General features: G+C 39.7%; 24 protein-coding genes and 1 tRNA gene. 13 read left to right on the forward strand and 12 right to left on the reverse strand.

All coding sequences use genetic code 11. From position 1 onward, the window contains the following. Positions 1 to 212 precede the first annotated feature (212 nt). From ACWICE_RS18985 to ACWICE_RS19015, 7 genes are all read right to left on the reverse strand, one after another. A complete protein-coding gene (locus ACWICE_RS18985) occupies positions 213 to 782 on the reverse strand; it encodes a 5-formyltetrahydrofolate cyclo-ligase (RefSeq protein WP_454299014.1) in 570 nt (189 codons plus the stop codon). Positions 783 to 853: 71 nt separating this feature from the next. Beyond that, entirely contained in the window at positions 854 to 1,414 is a 561-nt protein-coding gene (gene efp, locus ACWICE_RS18990; protein WP_185213901.1) for an elongation factor P, read from the reverse strand. 69 nt (positions 1,415 to 1,483) lie between these two features. Continuing rightward, positions 1,484 to 2,104, reverse strand: coding sequence for an ABC transporter ATP-binding protein (locus ACWICE_RS18995; RefSeq protein ID WP_454299015.1), 621 nt, complete (start codon positions 2,102 to 2,104; stop codon positions 1,484 to 1,486). A gap of 19 nt (positions 2,105 to 2,123) precedes the next feature. Beyond that, complete coding sequence (gene lpxA / locus ACWICE_RS19000) at positions 2,124 to 2,918, reverse strand: acyl-ACP--UDP-N-acetylglucosamine O-acyltransferase (protein ID WP_185213899.1); 795 nt, start codon at positions 2,916 to 2,918, stop codon at positions 2,124 to 2,126. A 10-nt stretch (positions 2,919 to 2,928) separates the two neighbouring features. Then, positions 2,929 to 4,323, reverse strand: a complete 1,395-nt coding sequence (locus ACWICE_RS19005; RefSeq protein ID WP_185213898.1) for a bifunctional UDP-3-O-[3-hydroxymyristoyl] N-acetylglucosamine deacetylase/3-hydroxyacyl-ACP dehydratase — start codon at positions 4,321 to 4,323, stop codon at positions 2,929 to 2,931. Between the two features lie 40 nt (positions 4,324 to 4,363). Next, complete coding sequence (lpxD, locus tag ACWICE_RS19010) at positions 4,364 to 5,401, reverse strand: UDP-3-O-(3-hydroxymyristoyl)glucosamine N-acyltransferase (RefSeq protein ID WP_185213897.1); 1,038 nt, start codon at positions 5,399 to 5,401, stop codon at positions 4,364 to 4,366. A gap of 21 nt (positions 5,402 to 5,422) precedes the next feature. Continuing rightward, entirely contained in the window at positions 5,423 to 6,685 is a 1,263-nt protein-coding gene (locus tag ACWICE_RS19015) for an HD domain-containing protein (protein ID WP_454299016.1), read from the reverse strand. A 655-nt stretch (positions 6,686 to 7,340) separates the two neighbouring features. On the opposite strand from ACWICE_RS19015, the gene porX reads away from it, so the two are divergent. From porX to ACWICE_RS19045, 6 genes are all read left to right on the forward strand, one after another. Beyond that, entirely contained in the window at positions 7,341 to 8,894 is a 1,554-nt protein-coding gene (gene porX, locus ACWICE_RS19020; RefSeq protein ID WP_093101095.1) for a T9SS response regulator signal transducer PorX, read from the forward strand. Between the two features lie 13 nt (positions 8,895 to 8,907). Beyond that, the gene (tsaE, locus tag ACWICE_RS19025; RefSeq protein ID WP_093101096.1) at positions 8,908 to 9,318 is read left to right on the forward strand and encodes a tRNA (adenosine(37)-N6)-threonylcarbamoyltransferase complex ATPase subunit type 1 TsaE; all 411 of its coding nucleotides are present in this window, start codon (positions 8,908 to 8,910) and stop codon (positions 9,316 to 9,318) included. 63 nt (positions 9,319 to 9,381) lie between these two features. Continuing rightward, the gene (locus ACWICE_RS19030; protein WP_093101098.1) at positions 9,382 to 9,930 is read left to right on the forward strand and encodes an RNA polymerase sigma factor; all 549 of its coding nucleotides are present in this window, start codon (positions 9,382 to 9,384) and stop codon (positions 9,928 to 9,930) included. Next, positions 9,927 to 10,688, forward strand: a complete 762-nt coding sequence (locus ACWICE_RS19035; RefSeq protein ID WP_454299017.1) for a hypothetical protein — start codon at positions 9,927 to 9,929, stop codon at positions 10,686 to 10,688. The genes ACWICE_RS19030 and ACWICE_RS19035 overlap by 4 nt, the downstream gene beginning before the upstream one ends. Position 10,689: 1 nt before the next feature. Beyond that, the gene (locus ACWICE_RS19040) at positions 10,690 to 11,499 is read left to right on the forward strand and encodes an outer membrane beta-barrel protein (protein WP_093101101.1); all 810 of its coding nucleotides are present in this window, start codon (positions 10,690 to 10,692) and stop codon (positions 11,497 to 11,499) included. Positions 11,500 to 11,559: 60 nt separating this feature from the next. Continuing rightward, positions 11,560 to 12,606: an ABC transporter ATP-binding protein gene (locus ACWICE_RS19045; protein ID WP_093101103.1), complete on the forward strand. Its 1,047-nt coding sequence runs from the start codon at positions 11,560 to 11,562 to the stop codon at positions 12,604 to 12,606. A 9-nt stretch (positions 12,607 to 12,615) separates the two neighbouring features. On the opposite strand, the gene ACWICE_RS19050 is transcribed toward ACWICE_RS19045, so the two are convergent. Both ACWICE_RS19050 and ACWICE_RS19055 read right to left on the reverse strand, forming a co-directional pair. Continuing rightward, entirely contained in the window at positions 12,616 to 13,482 is an 867-nt protein-coding gene (locus ACWICE_RS19050; protein ID WP_093101104.1) for an alpha/beta hydrolase, read from the reverse strand. Positions 13,483 to 13,485: 3 nt separating this feature from the next. Continuing rightward, positions 13,486 to 14,697, reverse strand: a complete 1,212-nt coding sequence (locus ACWICE_RS19055; RefSeq protein WP_093101106.1) for an alanine dehydrogenase — start codon at positions 14,695 to 14,697, stop codon at positions 13,486 to 13,488. Between the two features lie 129 nt (positions 14,698 to 14,826). Between ACWICE_RS19055 and ACWICE_RS19060 the strand changes: the two genes are divergently transcribed. The 4 genes from ACWICE_RS19060 to ACWICE_RS19075 all read left to right on the forward strand — a co-directional run bounded on the left by ACWICE_RS19060 (position 14,827) and on the right by ACWICE_RS19075 (position 19,018). Then, positions 14,827 to 16,752 carry a polysaccharide biosynthesis protein gene (locus ACWICE_RS19060; RefSeq protein ID WP_093101107.1) on the forward strand — a complete coding sequence of 642 codons (1,926 nt, stop codon included), beginning with the start codon at positions 14,827 to 14,829 and terminating at the stop codon, positions 16,750 to 16,752. Between the two features lie 82 nt (positions 16,753 to 16,834). Beyond that, positions 16,835 to 17,512, forward strand: a complete 678-nt coding sequence (locus ACWICE_RS19065) for a tetratricopeptide repeat protein (protein WP_093101109.1) — start codon at positions 16,835 to 16,837, stop codon at positions 17,510 to 17,512. A 155-nt stretch (positions 17,513 to 17,667) separates the two neighbouring features. Next, positions 17,668 to 18,156 (forward strand): 6,7-dimethyl-8-ribityllumazine synthase, encoded by a 489-nt coding sequence (ribH, locus tag ACWICE_RS19070; RefSeq protein ID WP_093101110.1) that lies wholly within the window; start codon positions 17,668 to 17,670, stop codon positions 18,154 to 18,156. Positions 18,157 to 18,298: 142 nt separating this feature from the next. After that, on the forward strand, positions 18,299 to 19,018 hold the full coding sequence (locus tag ACWICE_RS19075) for a hypothetical protein (RefSeq protein ID WP_139185534.1): 720 nt from the start codon (positions 18,299 to 18,301) through the stop codon (positions 19,016 to 19,018). 50 nt (positions 19,019 to 19,068) lie between these two features. On the opposite strand, the gene ACWICE_RS19080 is transcribed toward ACWICE_RS19075, so the two are convergent. Then, a complete protein-coding gene (locus ACWICE_RS19080) occupies positions 19,069 to 19,941 on the reverse strand; it encodes a LysR family transcriptional regulator (protein ID WP_093101113.1) in 873 nt (290 codons plus the stop codon). A gap of 88 nt (positions 19,942 to 20,029) precedes the next feature. Between ACWICE_RS19080 and ACWICE_RS19085 the strand changes: the two genes are divergently transcribed. Next, complete coding sequence (locus tag ACWICE_RS19085) at positions 20,030 to 20,797, forward strand: class I SAM-dependent methyltransferase (RefSeq protein WP_093101115.1); 768 nt, start codon at positions 20,030 to 20,032, stop codon at positions 20,795 to 20,797. 68 nt (positions 20,798 to 20,865) lie between these two features. On the opposite strand, the gene ACWICE_RS19090 is transcribed toward ACWICE_RS19085, so the two are convergent. Next, entirely contained in the window at positions 20,866 to 23,352 is a 2,487-nt protein-coding gene (locus ACWICE_RS19090; protein WP_454299018.1) for a family 20 glycosylhydrolase, read from the reverse strand. A 114-nt stretch (positions 23,353 to 23,466) separates the two neighbouring features. On the opposite strand from ACWICE_RS19090, the gene ACWICE_RS19095 reads away from it, so the two are divergent. Together ACWICE_RS19095 and ACWICE_RS19100 are read left to right on the forward strand one after the other, a co-directional pair. Next, positions 23,467 to 23,541: transfer RNA gene (locus tag ACWICE_RS19095), tRNA-Glu, on the forward strand. Positions 23,542 to 23,998: 457 nt separating this feature from the next. Next, on the forward strand, positions 23,999 to 25,006 hold the full coding sequence (locus tag ACWICE_RS19100) for a site-specific integrase (protein ID WP_236736575.1): 1,008 nt from the start codon (positions 23,999 to 24,001) through the stop codon (positions 25,004 to 25,006). A gap of 137 nt (positions 25,007 to 25,143) precedes the next feature. On the opposite strand, the gene ACWICE_RS19105 is transcribed toward ACWICE_RS19100, so the two are convergent. After that, entirely contained in the window at positions 25,144 to 25,761 is a 618-nt protein-coding gene (locus ACWICE_RS19105) for a hypothetical protein (protein ID WP_093101118.1), read from the reverse strand. Between the last annotated feature and the right edge of the window lie 219 nt (positions 25,762 to 25,980).

Here is a 25,980-nt window from a genome sequence, read left to right on the forward strand (position 1 = left end):
AACGAAAATTGTTTATTTAGCTTTTTAGACAAACTTTCTTTTATTTTCAGGAAACAACAGACTGAAAATGCCTAGGAGTTCCATCTCCATATTTTCCATTCAAGCCTAGGCTCAAATTAATTTTTGCTATCTATTATTATTTTTAACGCTGTTGCGTATTATAAAATTGTATTTATGTTGCTATTTTTTCTATTAGAGAAAATAAAAGCTTCTTAAAAACAATAAGTTTTTCCCGGAGTAAAAACCAACTCTATAGGAACATCCCATTCCCCAATATCTTCGATTAAATCCACTGGAGGAAAGTAGGAAATCCCTGTCCTTAGGACCGAAGCATTACAGCTGGCAAAAAAACGATCATAAAAGCCTTTACCATAGCCTATCCGATTCCCAAAATGATCCACGACCAACAGGGGGGCCAAAACAGCTTCAATTTTTCCGGTTTCAATTTCTATTGCCCCTTCTGGCTCTGGAATCCCCCAAGCATTATGGATGAGCTGGGTGTCCGAATTAAAGATGAAATGTTTTAATTGATGGGTTTCAAAATCAGATTTTGAAATTACGATTTGGGTATGGGGATAATGCTCCCAAATCCAATGGATAAACTTGATCGTATCATATTCCTTGAATTTAGCGATGGCCAGGTAACAATGCAAGTAGGTTATCTTGGACCAATCGTAAGAGGTCAATTCCTGGAAGATCAACTGATCCAGCTCAGCCACTTCGGCCGCGGTCAGTTCATTCCGCTTTTGTTTATATGTTGTCCTTAAATCTGCTTTTTTCATGCTTGGATAAAAAAAACGGCCTTGAAGCATGGGAGCTAACAAGACCGAATAATCAACCTAAACCTAAGATCTTATTTTACACGTTCCATGTAATCACCGGTACGTGTATCCACTTTTACTCTATCTCCTTGATTAATGAACAGAGGAACACGGATCTCTACGCCAGTCTCTACAGTAGCATTTTTCAATGCGTTCGTCGAGGTATCACCTTTCACTGCAGGCTCTGTATACGTAATTTCCAATTCCACACTTGCAGGAGTTTGGGCCATAATAGCCTCTTCACTCTCAAATGCCACGATAACGTTCATTCCTTCTTTTAAGAAACGGGCTGAATCACCAAAAAGAACTTTTGGAATATTGAATTGCTCGTAGGTCTCGTTATCCATCACCACGAAAAATTCCCCGTCCTCATATAAATATTGGTAGTCATTGGTCTCTACTCGAGCAATTTCCACCTCTTCATCTGTTCTAAATCTGTATTCTACTAATTTTCCAGTCTTAACATTACGCATTCTTGCTTGATAGAATGCACGCAAGTTTCCTGGGGTACGGTGGATGTATTCCTCTACCGATACTAATTCCCCATTGAAACGAAGTATATTTCCACTCTTAACGTCTGAAGCTTTTGCCATATTTTTAATAATTTCTTTCGCAAAAATATAAAATCTCTTCCATGTTTCCAATGAAAGACCAGTCCTTCCTTACTTATAGCTCATGATCTGCAATTGCTCCTCACAGAAGTTATATTCATGCTCTTGATTGGATCCGATTACAAGGATACGATCGGACTTGGTCTTTTCGATCAAGTTCAGGTACCATTGTTCTCCCTCTTTATCTAGATTGCTTGTAGGTTCATCCAAGAATAGCAATTTACTTTGAGAACAACAAGCCAAAATCAATTTAACCCTCTGTTTCATTCCCGATGAAAAATGTCGGATGTCTTTTTCAAAGGTATTTTTCGCAAAGCCTAAGGTATCTTTGATACGAGCCATATCATAACCCGGAAGGTAATCCTTGAACTTGAAATGAAATTCCAACATCTCATTCAACGAAAATTCCTCGATCAACTCAACATAGGGCGCAGCAAGGCTTATCTTTTGAAAAACCTGCTCTATTTGCTGTTCCTGACCTCCTTCTTCAAACTTTAGTGTTCCTTCGCTTGCCGTTAGTGCGCCGGTGATCACTTTGATGAGGGTAGATTTCCCCGATCCATTCGGACCGAGGATAGCATAGCTCTTTCCAAAAGAAAAGGTATAATCGAGATGTCTGAAAATCCATTCCCTATTATACCTCCTACCAATATCTTGTAAAATTATATTCAAATAGTCGTATTGTTTAAATTTATATTCCAGATCGGCCTTGACCAAATCCTTTGACAACTCCTCGGTTAGATGCTCTTACAAAACCAAGGATCTCATCCCGTATTTCAGTAGCCTTAAATTCTGCCTCGACAATATCCAATGCCTTACCTAAATTACTGTGCTGCACAAAAAGTACCCTATAGATCCCTTGGATCTCATTGATCTGTTCGTTGGTATAGCCTCTTCTTCTCAATCCCACAGAATTGATACCAGCATAGGAAATAGGCTCCCTTGCAGCTTTTATATAAGGTGGGACATCCTTTCTGACCAAGGTACCACCCGTAACAAAGGCATGTGACCCGATCTTACAGAACTGATGTACGGCAACCATACCCGCCAAAACGACATAATCACCTACGGTAATGTGTCCAGCCAAGGTACTTGAATTTGAAAAGATACAGTTATCTCCTACAAAACAATCATGGGCGATATGGCTGTATGCTTGAATCAAACAGTTCTTTCCGATTACGGTACGGTATCTGTCCTTTGTTCCTCTATTGATGGTCACACACTCACGGATGGTCGTATTGTCGCCAATCTCAGCCGTCGTGATCTCACCTTCAAACTTTAAATCCTGAGGTTCCCCAGAGATAACAGCTCCAGGAAAAATCCTGCAATTTTTCCCAATTCGTGCACCATTCATAATGGTTACATTCGAGCCTATCCAAGTTCCCTCGCCTATCTCCACATCCTTATGGATGGTAGAGAACGGCTCAATAACCACATTCTGTGCAATCTTTGCCTCAGGATGTATATATGATAATGGTTGAATCATTCTTATTTAATTATCCTTTGACCTTTACTATCTGGGCCATTAATTCTGCTTCACTTACCACCTTGTCACCTACCATACCAACTCCTTTCATCCTCGCAATTCCTCTACGGATTGGCTCCAATAACTCACAAGTGAAAATTACGGTATCCCCTGGCACTACTTGGTTCTTGAATCTCGCATTCTCGATCTTCAGGAACAAGGTCAACCAGTTTTCTGGGTCTGGGACAGTATTCAACACCAAGATCCCTCCTGTTTGGGCCATTGCTTCAATTTGCAATACCCCTGGAAATAATGGTGCGCCTGGAAAATGACCCATGAAAAGATCCTCGTTCATCGTTACGTTCTTCAATCCTACCACGTGGGTCTGCGACAGTTCCAAGATCTTGTCGATCATCAAGAATGGCTGACGATGTGGTAAAATATTCATGATTTGAACCGTATCGTAAACCGGAGGCGTATTCGGGTCATAAACTTTTACATTCTTTTTGTTCTTTTCACGCTTGATCTGCCCTTTTATACGTTTGGCAAATGCTACGTTGGCCGCATGTCCAGGACGCGCTGCCATAATATGTCCTTTTATAGGTTTCCCTACTAAAGCCAAATCACCGATCATGTCCAACAGCTTATGTCTAGCTGGCTCATTTTGGTATCGCAAGGATATATTGTTCAAGATACCCTCTTGTGCCACCTCAACACGTTTATGGAAAAGATCCTGCAATTTGTCCAATTCACCTTCCGATACTTCCTTATCTACTATAACGATCGCATTGGACAAATCGCCACCTTTAATCAAGTTTTGGCTTACCAATGCCTCTAATTCATGTAAGAAACAAAATGTACGGGATCCAGCAATCTCCTTGCTGAATTCATCCAAATCACTGATAGAAGCATGTTGACTGCCCAATACTGGGGAATTAAAGTCAATCATACAGGTGATGCGGTAGCCATCAACTGGCATCGCAACAATCTCTACCTTGTTCTCTGGATCGGTATAGTGAATATTATCAGTTACTTCAAAGAAATCACGGTCTGCATCCTGATCTTGAAATCCAACCTCTTGGATCTTTTCGATAAAGATAGCCGAACTTCCGTCCAAGATCGGCACCTCAGGAGCATCGATCTCAATCAATATGTTATCTAATTGCAAGCCTACCAATGCTGCCATCAAATGTTCGATGGTACTTACAGAAGCGCCGTTTTGAGAAATTGTAGTTCCCCGCGCAGTGTTGCTCACATTATCAACATCTACACTTACAATTGGTTGACCCTCTAAATCTACTCGTTTGAATTTGTACCAGTGGTTTTCTGCAGCTGGTTTCAAAGTCACATTCACTTGTTTACCAGTATGAAGACCCACGCCCGAAAAATGGACGTCAGATTTAATGGTTCTCTGTTTTACATTCATATCTAACATTAGTATTTTGCAAAAAAATTATCTTGTAAAGTTAGCTATTATTTTTTTCATTTAATTGCTTTTCTAACTCCGCAATGCGTTTTTCAAGCTCTGGAAGCTTGGAATAAAGCACCTGCGAACGCAGCTCATTGCTGTATGGAAATGCTGGGCTCCCACCCCATTTCTTATTCTCTTCCAATATCGATCGGTTAATTCCAGATTGGGCCTGAACCTGACTGCCCTTAGCAATGCTGATATGACCAACCACACCTACCTGACCCCCTAATACCACATTCTCGCCAATCTTTGTGCTTCCTGAAATCCCTGTCTGCGCAGCGATAACCGTATTTGACCCTACCTCCACATTATGGGCAATCTGAATCAAGTTGTCCAATTTCACACCTTTCAATATGCGGGTAGAACCTAAGGTTGCTCTATCGATAACCGTATTCGCACCAATCTCTACATCATCTTCTATAATGACATTCCCAATCTGAGGGATCTTCTCATAAGACCCATCTTCTTTGGGTGCAAATCCAAAACCATCACTCCCTATGACTGATCCAGCATGGATGATGACCCGGTTTCCAATGATGCAATCTTTATAAACCTTTACCCCCGGCAGTAAAACACTATGATCTCCAATCTTTACATCATCAGCAATATAAACTTGAGGATAGATCTTCACTTGGTTACCAATCACTACATTCTTTCCGATATAGCTGAAAGCTCCTATATATGGATTTTGACCTATGCTTGAACTTTCATGGATAAAAACCTGCTCATCGATTCCACTTCTTTCATTCCTCATCTCATCGTACAGCTTCAACAATTCCGTAAAAGCAGTATATGCATTCTTAACTCGGATAAGAGTGGCCTTCACTGTTTTCTGCAAGGCTAGATCCTCATTGATCACGATGATCCCTGCATCTGTATCGTATATAAAGTGTTCGTACTTCGGATTCGCCAAAAAAGTCAAGCTCTTAGGACCAGCCTCCTCAATTTTGGATAACTGATCGACTAAGGTTTCAGGATTCCCCTCTACCTGTCCTTTTAATAAGGTCGCTATTTGTTCCGCGGTAAATTGCATTAAGTAATACTTGTATTTTAATTATATGTTAACTATCATTTGTTGATCAGAAGAAACCTGTCCTACCTCCTTAGGATAGGTAATGGCAAATTTCTCCACTCTTCTAGATAATGATTCAATATTTGATAGATCTGAAGCTTCAGCTATATCCAATAATTGCCCATCTTTCATCATCACACATATTTTGCTCTCCGATGAATCATAAGCATTATTTCCAATAACCTGTTGATACAACAAATAATCTAAATCGTCTTGATTCACATCAAATCTTTCCTTCAACCTTCCCTTCAATTCCGACACATATTCTTCAGAGAACGGCGTATTGCTTAATTCCGTGCGGAACAATTCTCTGCGGAGAAGTTTAGAACATAACATACTCAGTATCTGATCGTCATGGTCTGCCCAAACCTTGATCGCTGATAAAATATCCGTGTCATCTAAACGAGTAAACCATTCTAAATGCGACTCGTTTGAAAGAAAAGTCTCTTTATCAATCTTGTTGTTCAGGAAATGATCCAATGCTGGAGTAGCAAACAATTTTACTCCTTTATTGCTCAGTTCTTTGGCTCTTGCCAGCGCTTTGATCAACATCTGTTCGGCAGTGATGACTGTTTTGTGCAAGTATACCTGCCAATACATCAATCTCCTCGCTATCAAAAACTTTTCTACCGAATAGATCCCTTTCGCCTCCACCACCAACTCATCATCCTTTACGTTCAGCATTTTGATAATCCTATCAAAAGAAATCACGCCTTCAGAAACTCCTGTAAAGAAACTATCTCGGTTCAAGTAGTCCATTCTATCGGTATCCAGTTGGCTAGATACTAATTGATGCAAGAATTTTCGGTGGTATTGATCGTTGAAAATGGTTATAGCTAAATCTAATCGTCCTGAAAACTCTTCATTCAACTTGTCCATCAATAGAGCTGAAATCAACTCATGTGACACACCTTCAACTAAGGTATGCTCAAGCGAATGTGAAAAAGGTCCATGCCCAACATCGTGCAGAAGAATGGCAGCCAGAGCAGCTTCCTCTTCCTTTTCCGAAATCGACACATCCTTTCCTCTTAAGGTCTCGATGGCCAAGCTCATCAAGTGCATAGCGCCTACAACATGCTGAAAACGAGTATGCAAAGCTCCCGGATAAACCAAATGAGTCATGCTCACCTGCTTGATATAACGCAACCGCTGCAAGTATGGATGTTGAATCAGGTCATAAATAAACCCCGACGGGATCGTAACAAAACCGTAAACAGGATCATTTATTATTTTCTTCTTGTTCAAATGCCTAAATAGTGATTAAAATCTAGCCTCACCCACTTGTACTATCCAGTATATTATGGCTAAGATACGGGCAAAGATACATACATGGTACTTAATAAATGTTAAAAAAAATCCAAAAAGGGTCAATTTTTCAGTAAATACCTAGATTCCATTACAAGGATCCTTATTTCACAAGGACATTCCTAGTTAAATTCCATTAAATAATCCCTAAATATCCTGCTATTTCCTTCTCCAACTCTAAGATAATCAAAGCTTAACAAGGAATTTACCATCCTAATTTCAGGATATTAAATCCCTACTTTCATTAATTATCATTACAAATGCTTGCTTTGTCACAAGACCTATTTTTTTCACCCTTTATTACCTGCTTTATCCTCTTCATTTCCCTGAATCTTGGTTGGATTTCGAGATTTTTCTGACCACATCCTTCGGACCTGGCTTTGACCTCATTCGAGACACATTCGGAAAATTCCGAATGTGTCTCGAATGAGGTCAAAATATAATCCAAAAAATCACGCCTTTAGGATAGCCTCTCAAATACAGATAAAACCCGGCATGCATCCTTCCTCACAGACCGATTCGCTAATATTAATAACGAAAAAACAACAGCAAATCCCTTTAAAAGCTGTAAATTAGCTTTTCTAAGGATTGATACATGCAGAAAATACATATACTTTGGGCTGATGATGAGATTGAGTTCTTGAAACCACATATCTTGTTGTTAGAACAGAAAGATTATAAGGTAAAAACCGTTAATAACGGCTCTGATGCTGTTGAGGCTTTTCAAAACGAACCCTTTGACCTGGTCTTTCTCGATGAAAACATGCCTGGATTAACCGGTCTGGAAACCTTGGACAAGCTGAAAGCCATCAACCCTTCGATACCAACCGTATTGGTAACCAAGAACGAGGAAGAGCATTTAATGGAAGATGCCATAGGTGCCAAAATCGATGATTACCTGATCAAACCGGTCAACCCAAAACAAATCTTATTGACCATCAAGAAGTTCACCGAAAACAAACGGTTGGTTTCTGAACGGACTTCAATGGCGTACCAACAAGATTTCCGCGAATTGGGGATGCGCATGAACGACAACCTCAATTTCCAGCAGTGGGTGGATGCTTATAAAAAACTACTTTACTGGGAACTCTCTTTAGAAAAGTTGGAAGATGCAGGGATGCATGAGATCTTGACCATGCAGAAATCTGAAGCCAATCTACTCTTCTCCAAATTCATTGAAAAAGAATATCTCAGCTGGATAAAGAATCCAGAAAATGGACCAACCCTATCCCATCAACTTTTTAAGAAGAAGGTATTCCCAAAAATGGAAGCCGAAAAGCCTACCTTTTTCTTTTTGATCGACAACTTAAGGTACGATCAATGGAAAGTCATCAATGAAGTGATGACTGATTATTACCGCGTGGAGGAAGAGGATAGCTATTACAGCATCTTACCTACCGCAACTCAATATGCCAGGAATGCCATTTTTAGTGGTCTGACCCCTCTAGAGATGGAAAAGCGCTTTCCAAAAGAATGGCAGAACGATGATGATGAAGGCGGCAAGAACCTCTACGAGGATTTATTCTTGGCGGACCAAATTAAAAGGGTCTATCGAAAAGATATCCGACACAGCTATACCAAGGTCATAACGATGGGACAAGGCAAGGATGTCTTGGAAAACATCAACAAGTATATGCATAATGACCTGAACGTACTGGTCTATAACTTTGTGGACATGTTATCTCATGCCCGAACGGATATGGCCATGATCAGGGAGTTGGCTAATGATGAAGCGGCATACCGTTCCTTGACCTTATCTTGGTTTGAGCACTCCCCATTATTGGATGTTCTGAAATGGCTTGCCCAAAAGAATGTTCGGGTCATCATCACAACAGACCATGGCACTATCCGTGTCAAGAAACCTAGCAAGATCATTGGAGACAGGAATACTAACACGAACTTAAGGTATAAGCAGGGCAAGAACCTAAACTATATTGACAAAGATGTTTTTGTGATCAAAAACCCACTGGAAGCTCAGTTACCACGTGTTCACATGAGCTCCACCTATGTTTTTGCCAAGGAAGACACCTATTTTGTCTATCCAAACAATTATAATCAGTTTGTACATTATTTCAATGGCACCTTCCAGCATGGGGGGATATCCTTGGAAGAAATGATCATTCCATTCATCACCTACAGTCCAAAATAATAAAGCAGTAAAAATGGAATATAGAGTTGCGAACACAGAAGGCTTAGCGGCTGCAGCAGCATGGCTCATTGAAAACGCAGGTGAAAAAAGAGTATTTGTTTTTCAAGCACCTATGGGAGCCGGAAAAACGACTTTTATTAAAGCGATCTGTGCCTACTTAAATGTAGAAGACAGCACATCAAGTCCCACCTTCTCTATTGTCAACGAGTATCACACGGAGAATGGTCCAATCTATCATTTTGATTTCTATCGATTGAAAAGCGAACAAGAGGCTTATGATCTAGGTTATGAGGAATATTTCTATTCCGGGGACTATTGTTTTATCGAATGGCCGGAGAAAATCCCGAATCTGATTCCGGAAGATGCCGCGATCGTTAAAATAGAAGTTACTGAAGATCAGAGCAGAACTATCTTTTTGAAATAATTTTTATTTCCGTTGCAACCCTTCTAGGCTGAAGGGCGTCTTTACAACAAACCAGATCACAAATTGGAGCCTAATAAAGTTATACATATATGGGAGAGGTGCAAGTCCAGAGAGAGACAAGCTCAATCGGAACTGTACCAATACTTTTCACCGAAAATGTATGCTTTATGTTTAAGGTACGCCAAGAATCAAGATGAAGCAGCTGATATTTTACAGAACGGTTTCATTAAGGTTTTCAATAAATGTGAGCTCTATGAGGGCAAAGGTTCTTTGGAAGGATGGATTCGCCGGGTCATGGTCAATACAGCGATTGAAAGTCACCGCAAGAACAAGGTGCATTTTCTTTCAACGGATGAACTTAGCGGGAAGGAATTGGAACAAGCTGGGACTTTTTCATTAAATCATTTGGACTACAAGGATTTATTGGCATTGATCAAAAAGCTACCCATGGGCTACCGTACGGTTTTCAACCTGTATGCCATCGAAGGCTACAACCATAAGGAGATAGCGGATATGCTGGACATCAGCGAAGGCAGTTCGAAATCTCAACTTTCAAGAGCAAGAGTTTGGCTGAAAGAGCGCATTCAAAAAATGGAGGAATTAGGAATATGAAAGATCAAGAAATAGACAAATTGTTTTCAGATGGTCTCCGGGATCAAGAAATAATACCGGAAGCATCCATCTGGCAAGGCATTGAAGCCAAACTTGATGAGGAAAAAATCGTTCCATTGAGAAAGAAAAACAATGTTTACATTTGGATGATTGCAGCCTGCCTGGTCTTAGCTTTAGGATTTTCCATAAAAATGTACCTGTTCCAGGAGAACACATCGGTTGAAAGCACTCCAACCCTAGCGCAACATGAGGATCCGATGGAAGAAGTCATGACCAAAGCAATTGCACAGGCCCCAATTCCAGTCGAAAAAGAGATAGCTGAAGCACCTACACCAGTAGCATCAAAAGCAGAAAACCAGAATAATGAGGTTCTTCTTGATCAAACTCCAAGAAGGCCAGCGAAAAACCTGGTCATAGCAAAGGTTGAAAACCCAGAGCGAGAAAATATCATATTACCTACTCCTGCTTTGAATGTAGTGACCACAATAGATATGGATGATATTGACGAGAAACCGGCAGACCTAGTTGCAGTAGAAGTAGCACCTATCCAACCCTTGGTCAATATAATCGAACATGAAGAGGTCATGTATGCCGAGGCAAAAAAAGAACCTAAGAAAAAACAAACCATATTCACGAATATCCTGAACACGCTATCCGAGAACTTGAACCCTTCGAATAAGGCTGTAAAATTCAGTTCGGACGAGGAAGGGACCATTACGGTAGATTTATTTAACAGCATTGCAAAAACCAGAAGATAACATGAAAATTAGACTTTTTCCAACACTCATCCTTGCATTAGGCTTGATTAGCTTTTCTGCATCTGCTCAAGAAAACAACGAAAAAGAGAAGAAAGACAGCACCAATAGCAGTAGCCATGATTTCTCTTTTACCCTTGGCAAGGAAGACAAGGACAATGGGGAAAAGGACAGCAAAGAGATCCAATACCCTAGAGCGTATGGTGGTTTAACCTTTACAAGGATAGATTGGGGATTTTCAAGGCTTTCAGACGACGGTAGTTTTACACTGTCTGAGCAAAATCAATTCTTGAGCTATAAAAAGGCTTCTAATTTTGGCTTTGATATCGCACAGTTTGGTTTAAGGTTCAATGATAACTTTAAGGTTTACCTTTCTGCTGGTTTTGAATGGAATTATTGGCGCCTGAAACAAAATGTCCTGCTGCTGGAAAATGTGACGCCATTGACCTACGAGCCTTTGGATGATGATGCAAACTATTCGAAAAATGTTTTTACTTCCACTTACTTGCGACTTCCGCTTTCATTTGAATTGAGAAGTAGACAACTGAACAATGGAAAAAGGGTAAAACTTGCTTTTGGAGCAATGACAGGCATATTACTGAAAGGAACACAACGCTTGAAGAGCGATGACAATGGAAAGCAGAAGTTCAAGGATACCTATAACTTGCAGACATTTCAATATGGTCCATTTATCCGCATTGGCTATGACGATTTTGGCTTATTTGCCAAGTATTATATGAATAATCTTTTTGAAAAGAGCCCAGCCCAAGAGGGTGTTAAAAACATTGCTTTTGGATTGACTCTAGGTTTTTAATAGTAAAAACGATTCGTAAACTGTATTTTTGTGTCGGGTTCAAAAGATCCGACATTTTTTATGGCGCAACAATCTAACTCTTGTCAATATATTTTTTCTGATGTTCAAAAACCTAACCTTCCCTTAATCCATGGGGAAAATGTGTCTGCAGTTTTTGAAGGCAACCTTATCGTGACTGCGGTAAATCAGGTAAATTTTGGTATTGAGGAAGGCAAGATTACGGCGATCATCGGCGAATCAGGAAGTGGCAAAAGCACCTTGCTGAAGTTGATTTACGGCCTATTGGAACCCCATACGGGAGAGATTAGATATAGAGGTTGGCTGGTTCCCACCCGAAAAGACAAATTGATCCCGGGACATGATGCCATGAAATTAGTCTCCCAAGGATTTGATGATTTAAACCTTTACGCCAAGGTATGGGATAATGTGGCCTCCCAACTCTCCAACACCAACCTGGAGCTGAAAGCTAGGAGAACACAGGAAGTCCTGGAACAATTGCGCATCGATCATCTGGCACAAAAAAGAGTTGCCGATTTAAGTGGAGGCGAAAAGCAACGTGTCGCTATTTCCAGAGCATTGATCAATGATCCAGAGGTATTATTAATGGATGAGCCCTTCAACCAAGTAGATGCTGCCTTTAGGGATGAATTGCAACAGGATATCCAAAATATTGTCAAAAACACAGGCTTGACCGTTATTTTGGTTTCACATGATCCAGCGGAAGTATTGGCCATGGCAGACTTTCTATTGGTGATGAAAGCAGGAGAAATAGCCGATTACGGGAATCCATCGGTTTTATATGCTACGCCAAACACACCCTATACAGCTAGATTATTGGCGAAGAGCAATGTATTGACCCCCGTCGCTGCCAAAATCTTGGATATAGAAACCCGCTCATTAATTTCTATCCTGCAGGAAAACGTCAGCTATGAAATCAATGCGGACGGAAAGTTCTGGATCAAGGATATTAAATTCAGAGGCTTCTATAATGAGGTTATTCTCGGAAATGACGAATTAACCTTGCACATGGTTCAATTTCCAAAAGTTGAAATCAAAAAAAATACGAGAATCAATATCCTCGTATCTTCCTATCATCAATTTCAATAGAAATATCTTTTATCGATTTACGTTCTGCAACCATTCCATCATGGCTGCAAACCAATCTCTATTATCGGTTTTATTGACCAATCCGAATCCATGCCCTCCTTCTTCGTAGGTAAAGATCGGATTTGGAATATTATAAAGTCCTAAAGAATCTTGGTACCTGTAACTATTTTCAATAGGCACGACCTTATCATCCTTGGCACTCATCAGGAAAGTAGGTTGGTTGTTTTTATCCACTTGCTTTTCCATGGAGAACAGTTCAACATCTTCAGCCGTAAAATCAGGACCTAGCAGGTTGTTTTTGGAACCTTGATGGGTGATGGTAGAATCCATGGAGATAACGGGGTAACACAGCACCGAGAAATCAGGTTTCAAATTTGCTTGTTCAAGAAATTCCGTTTGGGGTCGGTCATAAAGGTTGGAAAGTGTAGCTGCTAAATGTCCTCCTGCGGAGAAGCCAATGACTACAACCTTTTTATTCGGGTTTTCCGCTCTGATCTGTGCCATGGCATATTGGGCGTCTTGAAGTGGTCCAAAACGTTTGTCTTCCATAGTTTCCACTTTTGGAAGCCTATAAAAAAGCACATAGGCAGAGTAGCCCAAGTCGTTTAGCCTTTTTGCTACATCATGACCTTCGTGGTTGATGGCCACACCGGCATATCCACCACCTGGAATTACCAAGAATACCAGATCCTCTTTTTTTTGATTGGCTTTATGGACGTATAATTTAGGTTTATCCAATTCGTCGAGGGAATCAACTATTAATTTAGACTTTGGAATTTCCTCGTTTCCATACAAATATCTCATTTGCCCAGTATCTTGGGCTTTGGTATGCCATGCAATCATGCTTAAAATAAAAAGGATTAGGTATTTTCTCATCGTTTATAAGTTCGCCATGACGATCAGGTTCAGGTCCTTGCAAGGCAACTGGAACTTCTCGCTCATGTCTTTGTTAGTTAGATTTCCGTGATATAAATAGATGGCACTTCGTATGCCTTGATTAGCCCAGATCATATTGTTCATTCCTCCTGCCTCGCCAATCTCGATCAAGATCGGAGTGAAGATATTGGTCAGGGCATAAGTGGCGGTCCTAGCAACTCTAGATGCAATATTGGGAACACAATAGTGGATGACATCATATTTCCTGAAGGTAGGTTTATCATGATTGGTCACTTCAGAGGTTTCAATTACCCCACCTTGATCAATACTTACGTCTATCAGAACAGAATTAGGTTTCATCTTGGAAACGGTGTCCTCAGAAATCAAACATGGTGTGCGACCGTTCCTTGCTCTTACTGCTCCAATCACCACATCACAGGTTCGAACAGCTTTATTGAGGACAATCGGTTGGACTACGGAAGTGAAGACGCGGCTGCCTACATTGCTCTGTAGACGTCTCAACCTATATACCGAGCTGTCAAAGACCTTGACCTGTGCACCAAGTGCAATGGCAGTCCTTGCAGCAAACTCCCCAACGGTACCAGCTCCAATAATGACCATTTCTGTTGGCGGAACACCAGTAACCCCTCCTAACATCAAGCCCTTGCCATCAAAAACATTGGAAAGGTATTCAGCGGCGATCAATACGGAAGTCGCTCCGACGATTTCACTCATGGCACGGACAACAGATAGATGTCCACCCTCATCTTGTAAATATTCGAAGGAAAGCGCGGTGATCTGTTTTTTCATTAAGGCTTTCAGGACTTCAATCTTCATCAAGGAAGGTTGTTGGGAACTGAACAAAACCTGCCTGTTCTTCATCAGTTCCACCTCTTTCAAGGTAGGACTGGAAATCTTAATGATTAAGTCTGCTTTATAGACTTCTTTTTTATCGTATACGATACGGGCTCCTTGCTCGCTATAATGATGGTCTTGGAAATTGGAGGCATCACCCGCTCCAGTTTCAATAATGATTTCATGACCATTTTCTACCAACAACCCAACAGAGAGTGGCGTCAGTGCAATTCTATTTTCTTGGAAGGTATTTTCTTTAGGGATACCGATAGTTAAACTGCCTTTTTTTCTGTCTTTCGAAAGCAAAGCTTCCTTAGGTTGTAGTACTCCTTCTTGAGCTAATTTAGATACATTTATCATTTACGTAAATATAATGCAAGTTAAAAATACGCAATAATATTTCAACAAATAAAGCTTAAACGACTATATTTGGTTAAAATTAAAATAATAAACTTTAATAATCTTAAGTTTACAAACTAACCCGTTACGATGAAAATAATTAAGCCGTTGAATCACATCAAGATAGTTCCGAGATGGATTATTTTTATGTTTGACATAGCCGTTTCAGCTTGTGCCTTTCTACTTGCATTTACCCTATACAACAACTTCAACGTCGATTCTTTCTCAAAAACTGATTTCTCAATTGAGTTCTTATTTTGCATGACTTTAACTGCCATTTCCTTCTTGGTATTTAAGTTATATAGTGGTATCGTAAGGTATACATCGGCGGTAGATTCTATCCGAATTCTATCGACGATTGTCTTCACGTCGATCATCATGTTTTTGGCGAAGTTGATCTTCATTGCGTTACAAATACATATCAAAATCCCCACAAACCTGATTATCATCTATGCTTTGTTTGCATTTACAGGCCTTACAACCTATCGTACCTGTATCAAGATCTTCTTTCAATACACCAAATCCACTAGGAATGGCCGAAAGAATGCTATCGTATATGGTGCCGGTGATTTAGGGATAGCTGTGAAGAGAACCTTTGAACATGACTTTCGTTCTGAAAAGACCATTGTAGCCTATATAGACGATAATGATGAAAAAATTGGCAAGTCCATTGATGGACTGAAGATCTATGGATCGAAGGATTTTACCAGGGCGGTTGATAAATTCGGTGTGGATGAATTGATCATTGCTTCTTCCAATATTGATATTGACATCAAGAACAATATCATCGATCAAGCATTGGAGCATAATATTACGGTATTGACCCTACCTCCGGTAAATAGGATTATCAATGGTGATCTATCTCCGGCGCAGATCAAACAGATCAAAATCGAGGACCTGCTAGAGCGCGCTCCGATCCAGATTTCCAACGAGAAGCTGATGGATCAATTACGTGGTAAGCGTGTTTTGGTTACTGGTGCAGCTGGATCTATAGGAAGTGAAATCTCAAAGCAGTTGGGCAAGTATGAACCGCAGATGATCATTCTTTGTGATCAGGCGGAATCTCCTTTGCACAATCTGCAATTGGACCTTCAAGATCAGTTCAAGAACCAAATTTACCATACCTATATTGCTGATATCCGAAGCGAGGAACGTATGCGTTTGCTCTTCGAGACTTTTAAACCGCATTACGTTTATCATGCTGCGGCCTATAAACATGTCCCTATGATGGAAAACCATCCCAGTGAAGGTGTGAAAACAAATGTTTTTGGAACCTACTTATTGTCCAATCTGGCAGTAGAGTTTGATGTCCAGAAATTTGTTTTTGTTTCAACAGACAAGGCGGTTAACCCAACGAATGTGATGGGTGCCACCAAAAGGATTGCTGAAAAATATGTCCAATCCCTGAACAACTTCCTGACCTCGGTGAATGGCATTAAAGGGACTAGGTTTATCACGACACGTTTTGGAAATGTTCTGGGATCGAACGGTTCAGTGATTCCAAGATTCAAGGACCAAATAGAGAAAGGTGGACCAGTAACGGTGACCCATCCTGATATCACCAGGTATTTCATGACCATTCCTGAGGCTTGTCAATTGGTAATTGAAGCAGGAAATATGGGTAATGGCGGTGAGATCTTTGTTTTTGACATGGGAAAATCGGTAAAGATTGTCGATTTGGCCAAAAAGATGATCCGTTTATCAGGCTTAACCCCTTTCAAGGATATAGACATTAAATTCACGGGGTTAAGGCCGGGTGAAAAGCTCTATGAGGAGCTATTGAACGATCTTGAAAACACGATGCCTACCCATCATGAAAAAATCATGATTGCAAAGGTCCGTGAGAACGACTTTGAGTTAGTAAAAAATGAAATACACATGCTTTCCAAACAATTGGACAGCAACAACAACCTAAATATTGTAAGGCAAATGAAAGTCATGGTTCCCGAATTCAAAAGCCAGAATTCCATTTACGAACAATTGGATAAGGAAACAATGGTCAACGTGAACCCCTAATGCCTTTAAATATTTTTCCTAAATTATTGCAAGTATTCTTTAAAAGTGTATTTTTGCGTTCCGTAATCTATTAAAACTAAGAATGTCACAAAATAAACAAAACGGTTCTTCAGCGGTAAAATCAGGGCCGAAGAAATCATTTTTCCAAGAAAATGAAAAGAGTATCATCTTTATTGTAGCAGGTATCGTCGTATTGATCCTTCTATATTTTGGATACCAAAAATTATATTTAGCACCAAGAGCAGAGAAAGCTGCTAACCAAATGTACCAAGCGGAATATTACGCTACTATTGATTCGCTTCAGAAAAAGGCAATCGATGGCGACGGTTCATTCCCAGGTTTCAAAGAAATTGCTGACGAATATTCTAACACTAAATCTGCAAACGTAGCGAATGCATACTTAGGTGGTCTATACTTACGTCAGAAGAACTTTAAAGAAGCGATCAAATACCTAGAGCAATATACAGAGACTGGTAGTCAAGTATTGGATCCATTGGTGATCGGTCTTTTAGGTGATGCTTATTCAGAAGAGAAAATCTATGACAAGGCTGCCAACTATTACAAAAAAGCAGCTGAAAAAAGTGCTAATGCATATACAACTCCAATTTTCTTAAAGAAATTAGGTTTGGTATACGAGGAACTACAGGATTACAAAAACGCTGAGGCTTCTTACCAAAAAATCAGAGATGAGTATCCTGAAAGCGCAGAATCTACAACAGTAGATAGCTTTATCGCTCGCGTTCAAGCAAAACAACAGTAATAGTATTAAGTACTAAGTATTTAGTATTTAGACTGGAGTACTATTAATTAAAGGAATTAATACCAGGAGGTCAATAAGCATTGGCCGAATACCAAAAATATTTTAATTAACTTTGAGGGCTACCTATGGTAGCCTTTTTATTTTAATTTATATCTATGTCGAGTACTTTAAAAAATCTATCTGATTTTTCCCATTTACAGGTGGGCAATGCTGAGCATCTAAAATTTGCAATTGTTGTATCTCAATGGAATGCTCAAATCACTGGAGCTTTATTGAATGGCGCATACAAAGGGTTATTAGAGAATGGCGCGAAGGAAGAGAATATTGAGCTAATTGAGGTACCTGGAAGCTATGAATTGATTTCAGGAAGTGACATTGCTTTGCGAAATAAAGAATTGGATGCGGTAATTACCCTAGGTTGTGTTATCCAAGGTGAAACGAGACATTTTGACTTTATTTGTGATGCCGTAGCAAATGGTATTGCACAAGTGGGGATCAAATATAATAAACCGGTAATTTTTGGCGTATTAACTACAGACAACCAAGAACAGGCTTTGGATAGAGCTGGTGGCAAGCACGGAAATAAAGGTGAAGAAGCTGCCATAACGGCAATCCAAATGGGCCTAATCCATAAAAACCATTAATGGTATTGTTTTTGATATCTAGGAGGTTATGAAACAAAATACACATACGGACAAAGCAACCCAATCATTCCCAATTTGATTCTGGGGTTGCAGCTTTATGCACGTAGTGAATTCCTCTCATATTATCACAAAATTCAGTATTATGAAACAAAAGAAGAATATAGTTTTCTATATCTATTTAATATTTGCTGCCATCACTATTTCTCCAGCAATCCTCTTGGCGCAGTCCAATGGCATTGTAGATAAAATCTGGAATGCAGTAGGTGGTAAAAACAAATGGGAAACCACAAAATATATCATGTTTACCGTATCTGGGAATAGCAAATACCCTTCAATCAGCGGAAACAGAAAATTCTTATTGGATAAACAAACAGGAAATGTTCGTTTTGAAGGTACTTTGAACAATGAGAACGTAGTTGCTCTGTTAAATGTTCAGAACCAAAAATTAAATCATGTTTATGATGAAAATGGAGCTGAAATGGCCCTGCAAACCTTTAAAGAATTACTGCCTGATTTGATCGCGCAATACAATATTGACTTGAAGGTACTTTCCTTACCGATCACCATTATGGCTTCCAATATCAGTTCGCAGACCAGTAGCAAGATCATCAATGCGGAGAAGCTACAGAAGTTGGACTTTTCGAATTTCTTAGGTAATTCGGGTAGTTTCTATGTAAGCGAGGAGTCTGGTTTGGTGAAACGCTTGGATATTGATAACAAGAGCTATTTGGTAAATGGCTATAAGGATATCGGTAATGGTCTGATCCTGCCGACAACCTTTAAGGGATCTTCGGATAGCATTACCTATCAAAAGGTAGCTTCCTTTACCGAAATGGAACCAGAGAAGTTTAAAGCATTCTAAGTCTAAAATCCTTAAGAAATAAAAAGGCCATTCAATATTTTGAATGGCCTTTATTTTTGAATCTTCATGATCCTTTCCATGATCTGGATCAAACCAGTTCTGGAATTATCTTGATGAAAGGCTAAATACACGTTACTATCCAACTTCTTCTTCAAACCGGATGAACTAATTATTGAGAAATCTGGGATATCCTTCACCATACTTAATGGCGCAATGGCATAGCCTACCTTCAATCTCACCAGTTCAAGGATAGCATTCATATTATTGCATTGATGTTTTATTTTGGGTTCAAAGCCTATTGTATTGCAAAACTCTTCGCTAAGCCTTGAATATTCTGGCGCATAGTCTTGATTGAAAGAGATATAATCCATTTTACTGATTTGATCCATGGATTGTTGACCGAAACTATCCTTATGCCCTACTAAACATAATTCATCTTTGAAAAGCAGCTTCTTGACAATAATTGGATTGGGGATGCTGCTTCGAATAATGGCAAGATCTAACCTTCCATTTTCCAAAGCTTTTATTTGAGATTGGCTAGATGCTTCTATAAGATTGACCTGCAGATTTGGAAAACTATGTTTCAGGTCTTCTAAGATTCTTGCGATAAGTCCTTTTGGTGTCGAACTGATATAGCCTAAACGCAGTTCGCCTGAGACCTGTTCATGTATCAATCGGGTCGTATTTTTAACTTGTTCCAAGTGATCGATCAGTTCATTGATTTGGGAATAGAAATATTGCCCTGCTTCGGTAAGTTCAACCTTTTTATTGTTCCTGTGAAAGAGATCGACCTGCAGTTCATTCTCGAGTTCTTTGATCTGTCTGCTCAGCGGTGGCTGTGAAATAAAGAGCTTTTTGGCTGCATTGCCAAAATGAAGTTCCTCTGCAAGGGTCTTGAAATAGAGCAGATGTCGTAGTTCCATGATACCTAATAAGTATTATACCATGATAAAAATAGTATTTTTTAGGTATAACTGAATCCAATAAATTTGGATATAGAAAAAATAGATTATGGAAAAATCAACATTAGAAGAAATAGAACAGCGCTTTGACGCCGATGTGGAGCGCTTTGCCAATTTGGAAACCAGTCAGGCAAATACCATCGATGCGGTATTGAACATGGAATTGATTACTGACGGTATCCGGGATATCTATCCAAATCTGAAAAATATATTGGACATCGGCTGTGGTGCAGGCAACTACGCCATCAAGACCTTAATGAAAAGCAACAACAAGGTGAATGTGGATTTAGTAGACTTAAGTCAACCGATGTTGGATAGGGCAAAACAAAGGGTTCAAGAATTAACGGAAGGCGATGTTCAAGTATTTAAGGGAGATTTTAGGTCTGTAGATTTACCTGAAGGGAAATATGATGTAGTCATCGCCACTATGGTTGTGCATCATTTACGGGACGATCAAGATTGGGAAAACGCCTTCAAGAAATTATATGGATTGCTAAATGAAGGTGGAAGCATCTGGATCTTTGATATGGTGGAGCAAAATAGTCCTGAGATCCAAAAGTTCATGTTTACTGATCGCTATGGCGAGTTTTTAGTGGGATTGAAGGACAAAGACTATCAAGAACATGTATTTAGTTATATAGAAAAAGAGGATTCGCCTAGACCTTTGCTTTATCAACTGCACTTATTGGAGAAAGTAGGCTTCAAAAAAGTGGATATATTGCATAAGCATTTATGCTTTGCTTCTTTTTTGGGGTTTAAAGGGGATAGATATGAGATGTGTGATTTGAGATGTGAGACAGTGGAAAGGCTTTTTTAGATAAGAAAAGGGAACTTCCAAGGTTATGGGAATCATAGCCTTGGATGTTCTGCTTATTGGGAGGTGTTTTATTGGGCTATGTAGGTTGATACCCTTCCTACTCTACCTTTATCGTCTACCACGGCTAAATTGACTTTATCTCCTTTTTTGATGTTTATACCTTCTTTAGGGAATCTTTGCGATCCCACTTTGGGTTCTGTCCCATCGGTGGTATAAAAGATAGTAAAGCCAGGATATTCTATATTTGCTTGTAGTTTGTTTCCTTTTTGGATAACGCCTACAGACGGCAATCTATAATTGAAACCATCGGCAATCAGTTCAAGTTTTGGAAGTTCCTTTTTACCTACTTTATTGACAAATTCGGAGTAGCTTTGAGCAAAGGCATTTTTATCAAACTTTGAATCTTCTTCCCAAGCTCTTTTAGGCGCCCAAGCACGCTCAGACAAGGCATACAACCTTGGGAACAACATATAGTCCATACGTTCTGGGGTCAATACGGTTTCTGCCCAAAGAGCGGCTTTAATGCCTAATAGATTAGATTTTCCTTTTTCGGTCAAACGAACTTTGGATGCCAGGTATTTCGGTTCCAATTTCTTGCCCGGCTCTGTAATTTCCATATTGGAGAAAAAGTTTTCGGGTAATAGCGAGAAGGAATGATAAAGATCGGAAATAGCAGCCCATTTTAATCCGGGTTCACTGAAGTCGCGATCCCAAACCATATCCAAGTAGAGGTTTGCAGCACTGATGAAGATGGTCTTGTATCCTGCATTGGCCAATTTATAGACCAGGTCTTCATGACCTCCGCCGATTACATTATTCCATACATCGAGATGCATGTTGAGATGCGCCAAATCTTCATTGACTACCATTCCAGACCCTTTATTAACCATTCCGAATTCTTCCCATCCGGCCATGGTCAAACCCTTGGAGGCACAGATTTCATAGATCTTCTTTACATAATAAGGCCAAACTTCATAAACCGATTTGAAACCTTCTTTTTGCATCAATGCTTGGATCGCCGGAGATTTCTCCCAAGAACCTGCGGGGACCTCGTCTCCGCCCAAGGAAACCACATCTAACTTTAAGCCTACCTCGTCATACATCTTCTTGATATCATCCAACACAACGCCTAAAAAGCGGTAAACGGAAGGCAATGCCGGGTTCATGACATTATCATCCCAGTATTGAGCTGAGCTGTATTCTGATTTGTCCTCGGCTTCATAAAGTAAAAATTCCTCCGCTTCTTGGGTTTTGCCGGCTTTCATCAACCTGTTGTACCTCGCTTCCATCGATTTAATGGCAGCACGGGCATGGCCAGGGGTTTCGATTTCAGGAATAATGCTGATATAGTTTGCCGAAGCATATTTCAAGAGGTCTTGAAATTGAGCTTTGGTCAAGAAATGCCCTTCAGTCACATTCGCTCCTGAACCATAGGCAGGTTGAATGCTCGCTCCATCCTGATAGAAAGGAGATCTTTGGGAACCAATTTCTGTCAATTCTGGTAAGGAAGGGATTTCTAAACGCCAGCCCTCATCGTCAATGAAGTGCAAGTGGAGTTTGTTTACCTTCAATTGCGCCAATACATCGATGTATTTTTCGATAGTTTCGACACCTTTAAAATTACGGGCTATATCCATCATGAAACCGCGATATTCAAACCTTGGCTTATCATTGACTTCTAAGTACGGAAGGCTTACATCTGCCTTTCCTTTCAATTGCTCCGCTGTAAGCAGGGACTTGATGGACTGCAAGGCATAGAATGCACCAGCAGCTTCGCTTGCTTCAATGGTAATGCCTTTGTTGTCGATCTTTAGGTTGTACTCCTCATTAGCCATTCCTTTTTTATATAGTATCCTGATATTGGCATTGGCTTCATCGCCATTGACAAAATTGAATTGGCTCAATTGCTGAGCTAGCTCTTGGAAAGGCTTTAGGGCAAAGTTGAAATGCTCATGCACATAATAGCTGACATCTGCATTGAACTTATAATTCCCCTTCCCTACTTTGATATGGGCAGGGGTAGGAAGTATTAATTGCTCACCCGAAGAGATCCGAGATGCATTCTTTTCAAAGAGTTCGTTTAAAAATTTGTTCTGTTCTTCGGAACTGAGATGCAATGGAATCACCTGGGGATGTCCGATATTGATGATTTCTTTTGGATTATTTCGGTTTTGAAGGTAGAATCCATTTGGAGTCAGGGAGGTATGGGTGATCGGATAGGGCGATTTATAATCGATCACCAAGGAATCATTCCCCTTGATGAGGGATTGATCTGTGAAATCGATGGAATATAAGTTTCCGTTGCGGTTGTGTATCGAATAACCATCCACACTTTTCTCTTCAATGGGATACATGGAATTGAACCAAAGGTTGTATCCTTTAAGGTTCAAATTCTGCATGTCGTTGTTTTTTACAATGATCTTCAGGGCTAAATTATCATTGGGGTTATAATTTTCATTGAAATCCCATTTTACTTCCAGATTATTCTTTTGGGCATGTGCTTGACCTGCCAACAGAAGAACTCCGCAGAGACTTAGGGCTTTAATTAGTTTCATATGATGTAGTTTACAGCTTAAAAATAGCACCTTAAAAGGGAATCAGCAATTTTTATGAAAAATATTTTGTGTTAATAAAAGTAAATTCTATATTTGCACACCGGAAAACAAAACGGCCCGTTCGTCTAGGGGTTAGGACGCAAGATTTTCATTCTTGAAACAGGGGTTCGATTCCCCTACGGGCTACCAGATCGAAGATCAAAACATACAAAAGCTTGCAAATTTAACGTTTGCAGGCTTTTTTGTTTTTACGGCAGGTCAAAATATTCAGAAATTCGCAAACTTTTAGTGAGTCATTCGGTGAGTCATTAAATTCGATTAAAGTACTCACTGAAACGAATTCAAGTAACTGATTTACAACATTTTCTACAGTCGAACATCTTGATGTGTTTTTGCTGCAAGGCTAATTTTGTTACAAATTTTAAACGTTAAATCATGAGTACAAATTATTCCTTGCTCTTCTACTTGAAGAAACCAAAGAATTATGTCAGTGGAACTAAGCCCATTTACATGAATTACGATCAATGGATCGGTCTGTGAAATATCCACAGGGAAGAATTGTGACCCCAGTCGATGGAACTCCAAAGCAAATCGATCAAAAGGAAATACCGAGGAGGTCAAGACTTTAAACAGCTATCTGGAAACTTTGAATCTTAAGGTTGCAGCCATCCACCTTGAAACCCTGAAAATGGGAGACGCCCCAACTATTGAACTGTTGAAATCTAAAATTACTGGGAGGGCAGATAATCAAAAGACATTATTGTTGGTTCTGAAAGATCATAACCATAAAATGGAATCATTGCTGGGCAATGGCTTCCGGGAAAATACCTTAAAAGGTTATAAAACGACCTATTCGCATTTAGAAAATTATATTGCAAAGGAATTTTCAGCTGCAGATATTGAACTCCATAGAATTGACCATTCCTTCATAGTAGGTTATGAATACTATCTTAGATCTGAAAAACTATGCTCTGATATTTCCGCTGCCAAATATATTAAGCATCTCAGAAAGATCGTTAATCTTTCTTTAGCTCATGGGTGGATTGCCACCAATCCTTTTAGGTTTTATAAGTCAAATGCTAAACCTAAGGAGAAATCCTATCTAACCAGGGGGGAACTGTTAAGAATTGAGGATAAAAAGCTCGAAATTTCAAGACTACAACATGTCAGGGATATTTTTGTGTTCTGCTGTTACACCGGGCTTTCTTATGCAGATGTGACAAAATTGTGCAAGGATAATATTGAGGTGGGTATCGATAATAGATTTTGGATAAAGATCAGAAGGCAAAAGACCAATACGATTTCTTCCATTCCGATACTTCCAAAGGCACTTGAAATCTTAGAATCATATCGAGATTATCCTCCTTGTGAATCAAATGGTCCAATGTTGCCTGTACTGAGCAACCAGAAGATGAATAGCTATCTGAAAGAGATTGCAGATCTATGTGGAATAACGAAAGAACTGACCTTTCATATTGCTAGGCATACATTTGCCACTACTGTCACCCTGTCAAACGGAGTTCCGATTGAAACCGTTTCAAAAATGCTGGGATACCTCGATATCCGGACTACCCAACACTATGCAAAACTCTTGGATAATAGGGTAAGTAAGGACATGGAAAATTTAGAGGTTAAATTATATGGATCGAAATAAAATGATAAAATCATTAACGAATAGCACATGCTACAATTGACCTATGCGGAAGCAAGGTTCAAATCGGAGAATGCTGTTTATTAATTTAGGTTAAGTATTTTTTTTGATATAAATCAATCATTATATTTCAAATTGCATCAGTCAGTGCATCGGATCGAGGTCACGTTTAATTGGAAAGGTTCACCTAAACCACATGAATTCCTTGCCCTGACCTGAATTGTGCCTGAAACTGGGGAACTGGAGGTGGTAATATTGGTAATAAATGAAGTGGTAGTGAATGCATTTGTGTTGTTGGGACCTCTCCATCCGGCTGGCAAAACCCAATCATAGGAAGTAATGCCAGTCGTGTTCGTAAAATTTGCTTCTAGCATGTACCTTTTTCTTGTACATAATTGACTAGGGATTGCATCTACCACATCGATACCCGTTGCAACTTCAGGGAATGACGAATTTACGTTCAACACAAAGTTCTTTACACAGTTTCCTTGGGTTACCCTTAAGGTTATGGGTCTTTTTGTTGAAGTTCCTCCTTGGTACTCCTTTAAAGCAGCACTTCTGGCACCTTGGCCACTCACGATCTGAATACCGGTAGGAACGATCCATTGATAGGATGCTCCGGCAATCGCAGGGATCGAATAGGTCTGGGCAGTGGTACATGAAATTGTAGCAGGTCCAGTGATAATACTCGGTACGGCCAATAATGCAGCGTTAAAATTGATCCTTCTGTAGCCCAGCTCATTACTCTTTCCATTCACATAGCTGTAGCCCCCGGTCTTGTCGGAAGTCGAAGTAATTATTGACTAGTCCTAAAATAAGTTTACACATTTCTGTTAAAATTTATCCAAAGATTTCTATCAGTGAAAAATTTACATATAACCATTCAGAAGCGTCCTAAATAAGAAAAAAATGGCGGTGGTTTAATATAGCAGGGATTGCTATATTTAATTCGCTAAAATCATACAACCGCCATGGTA

The organism is Sphingobacterium sp. NPDC055346 (assembly GCF_053645235.1).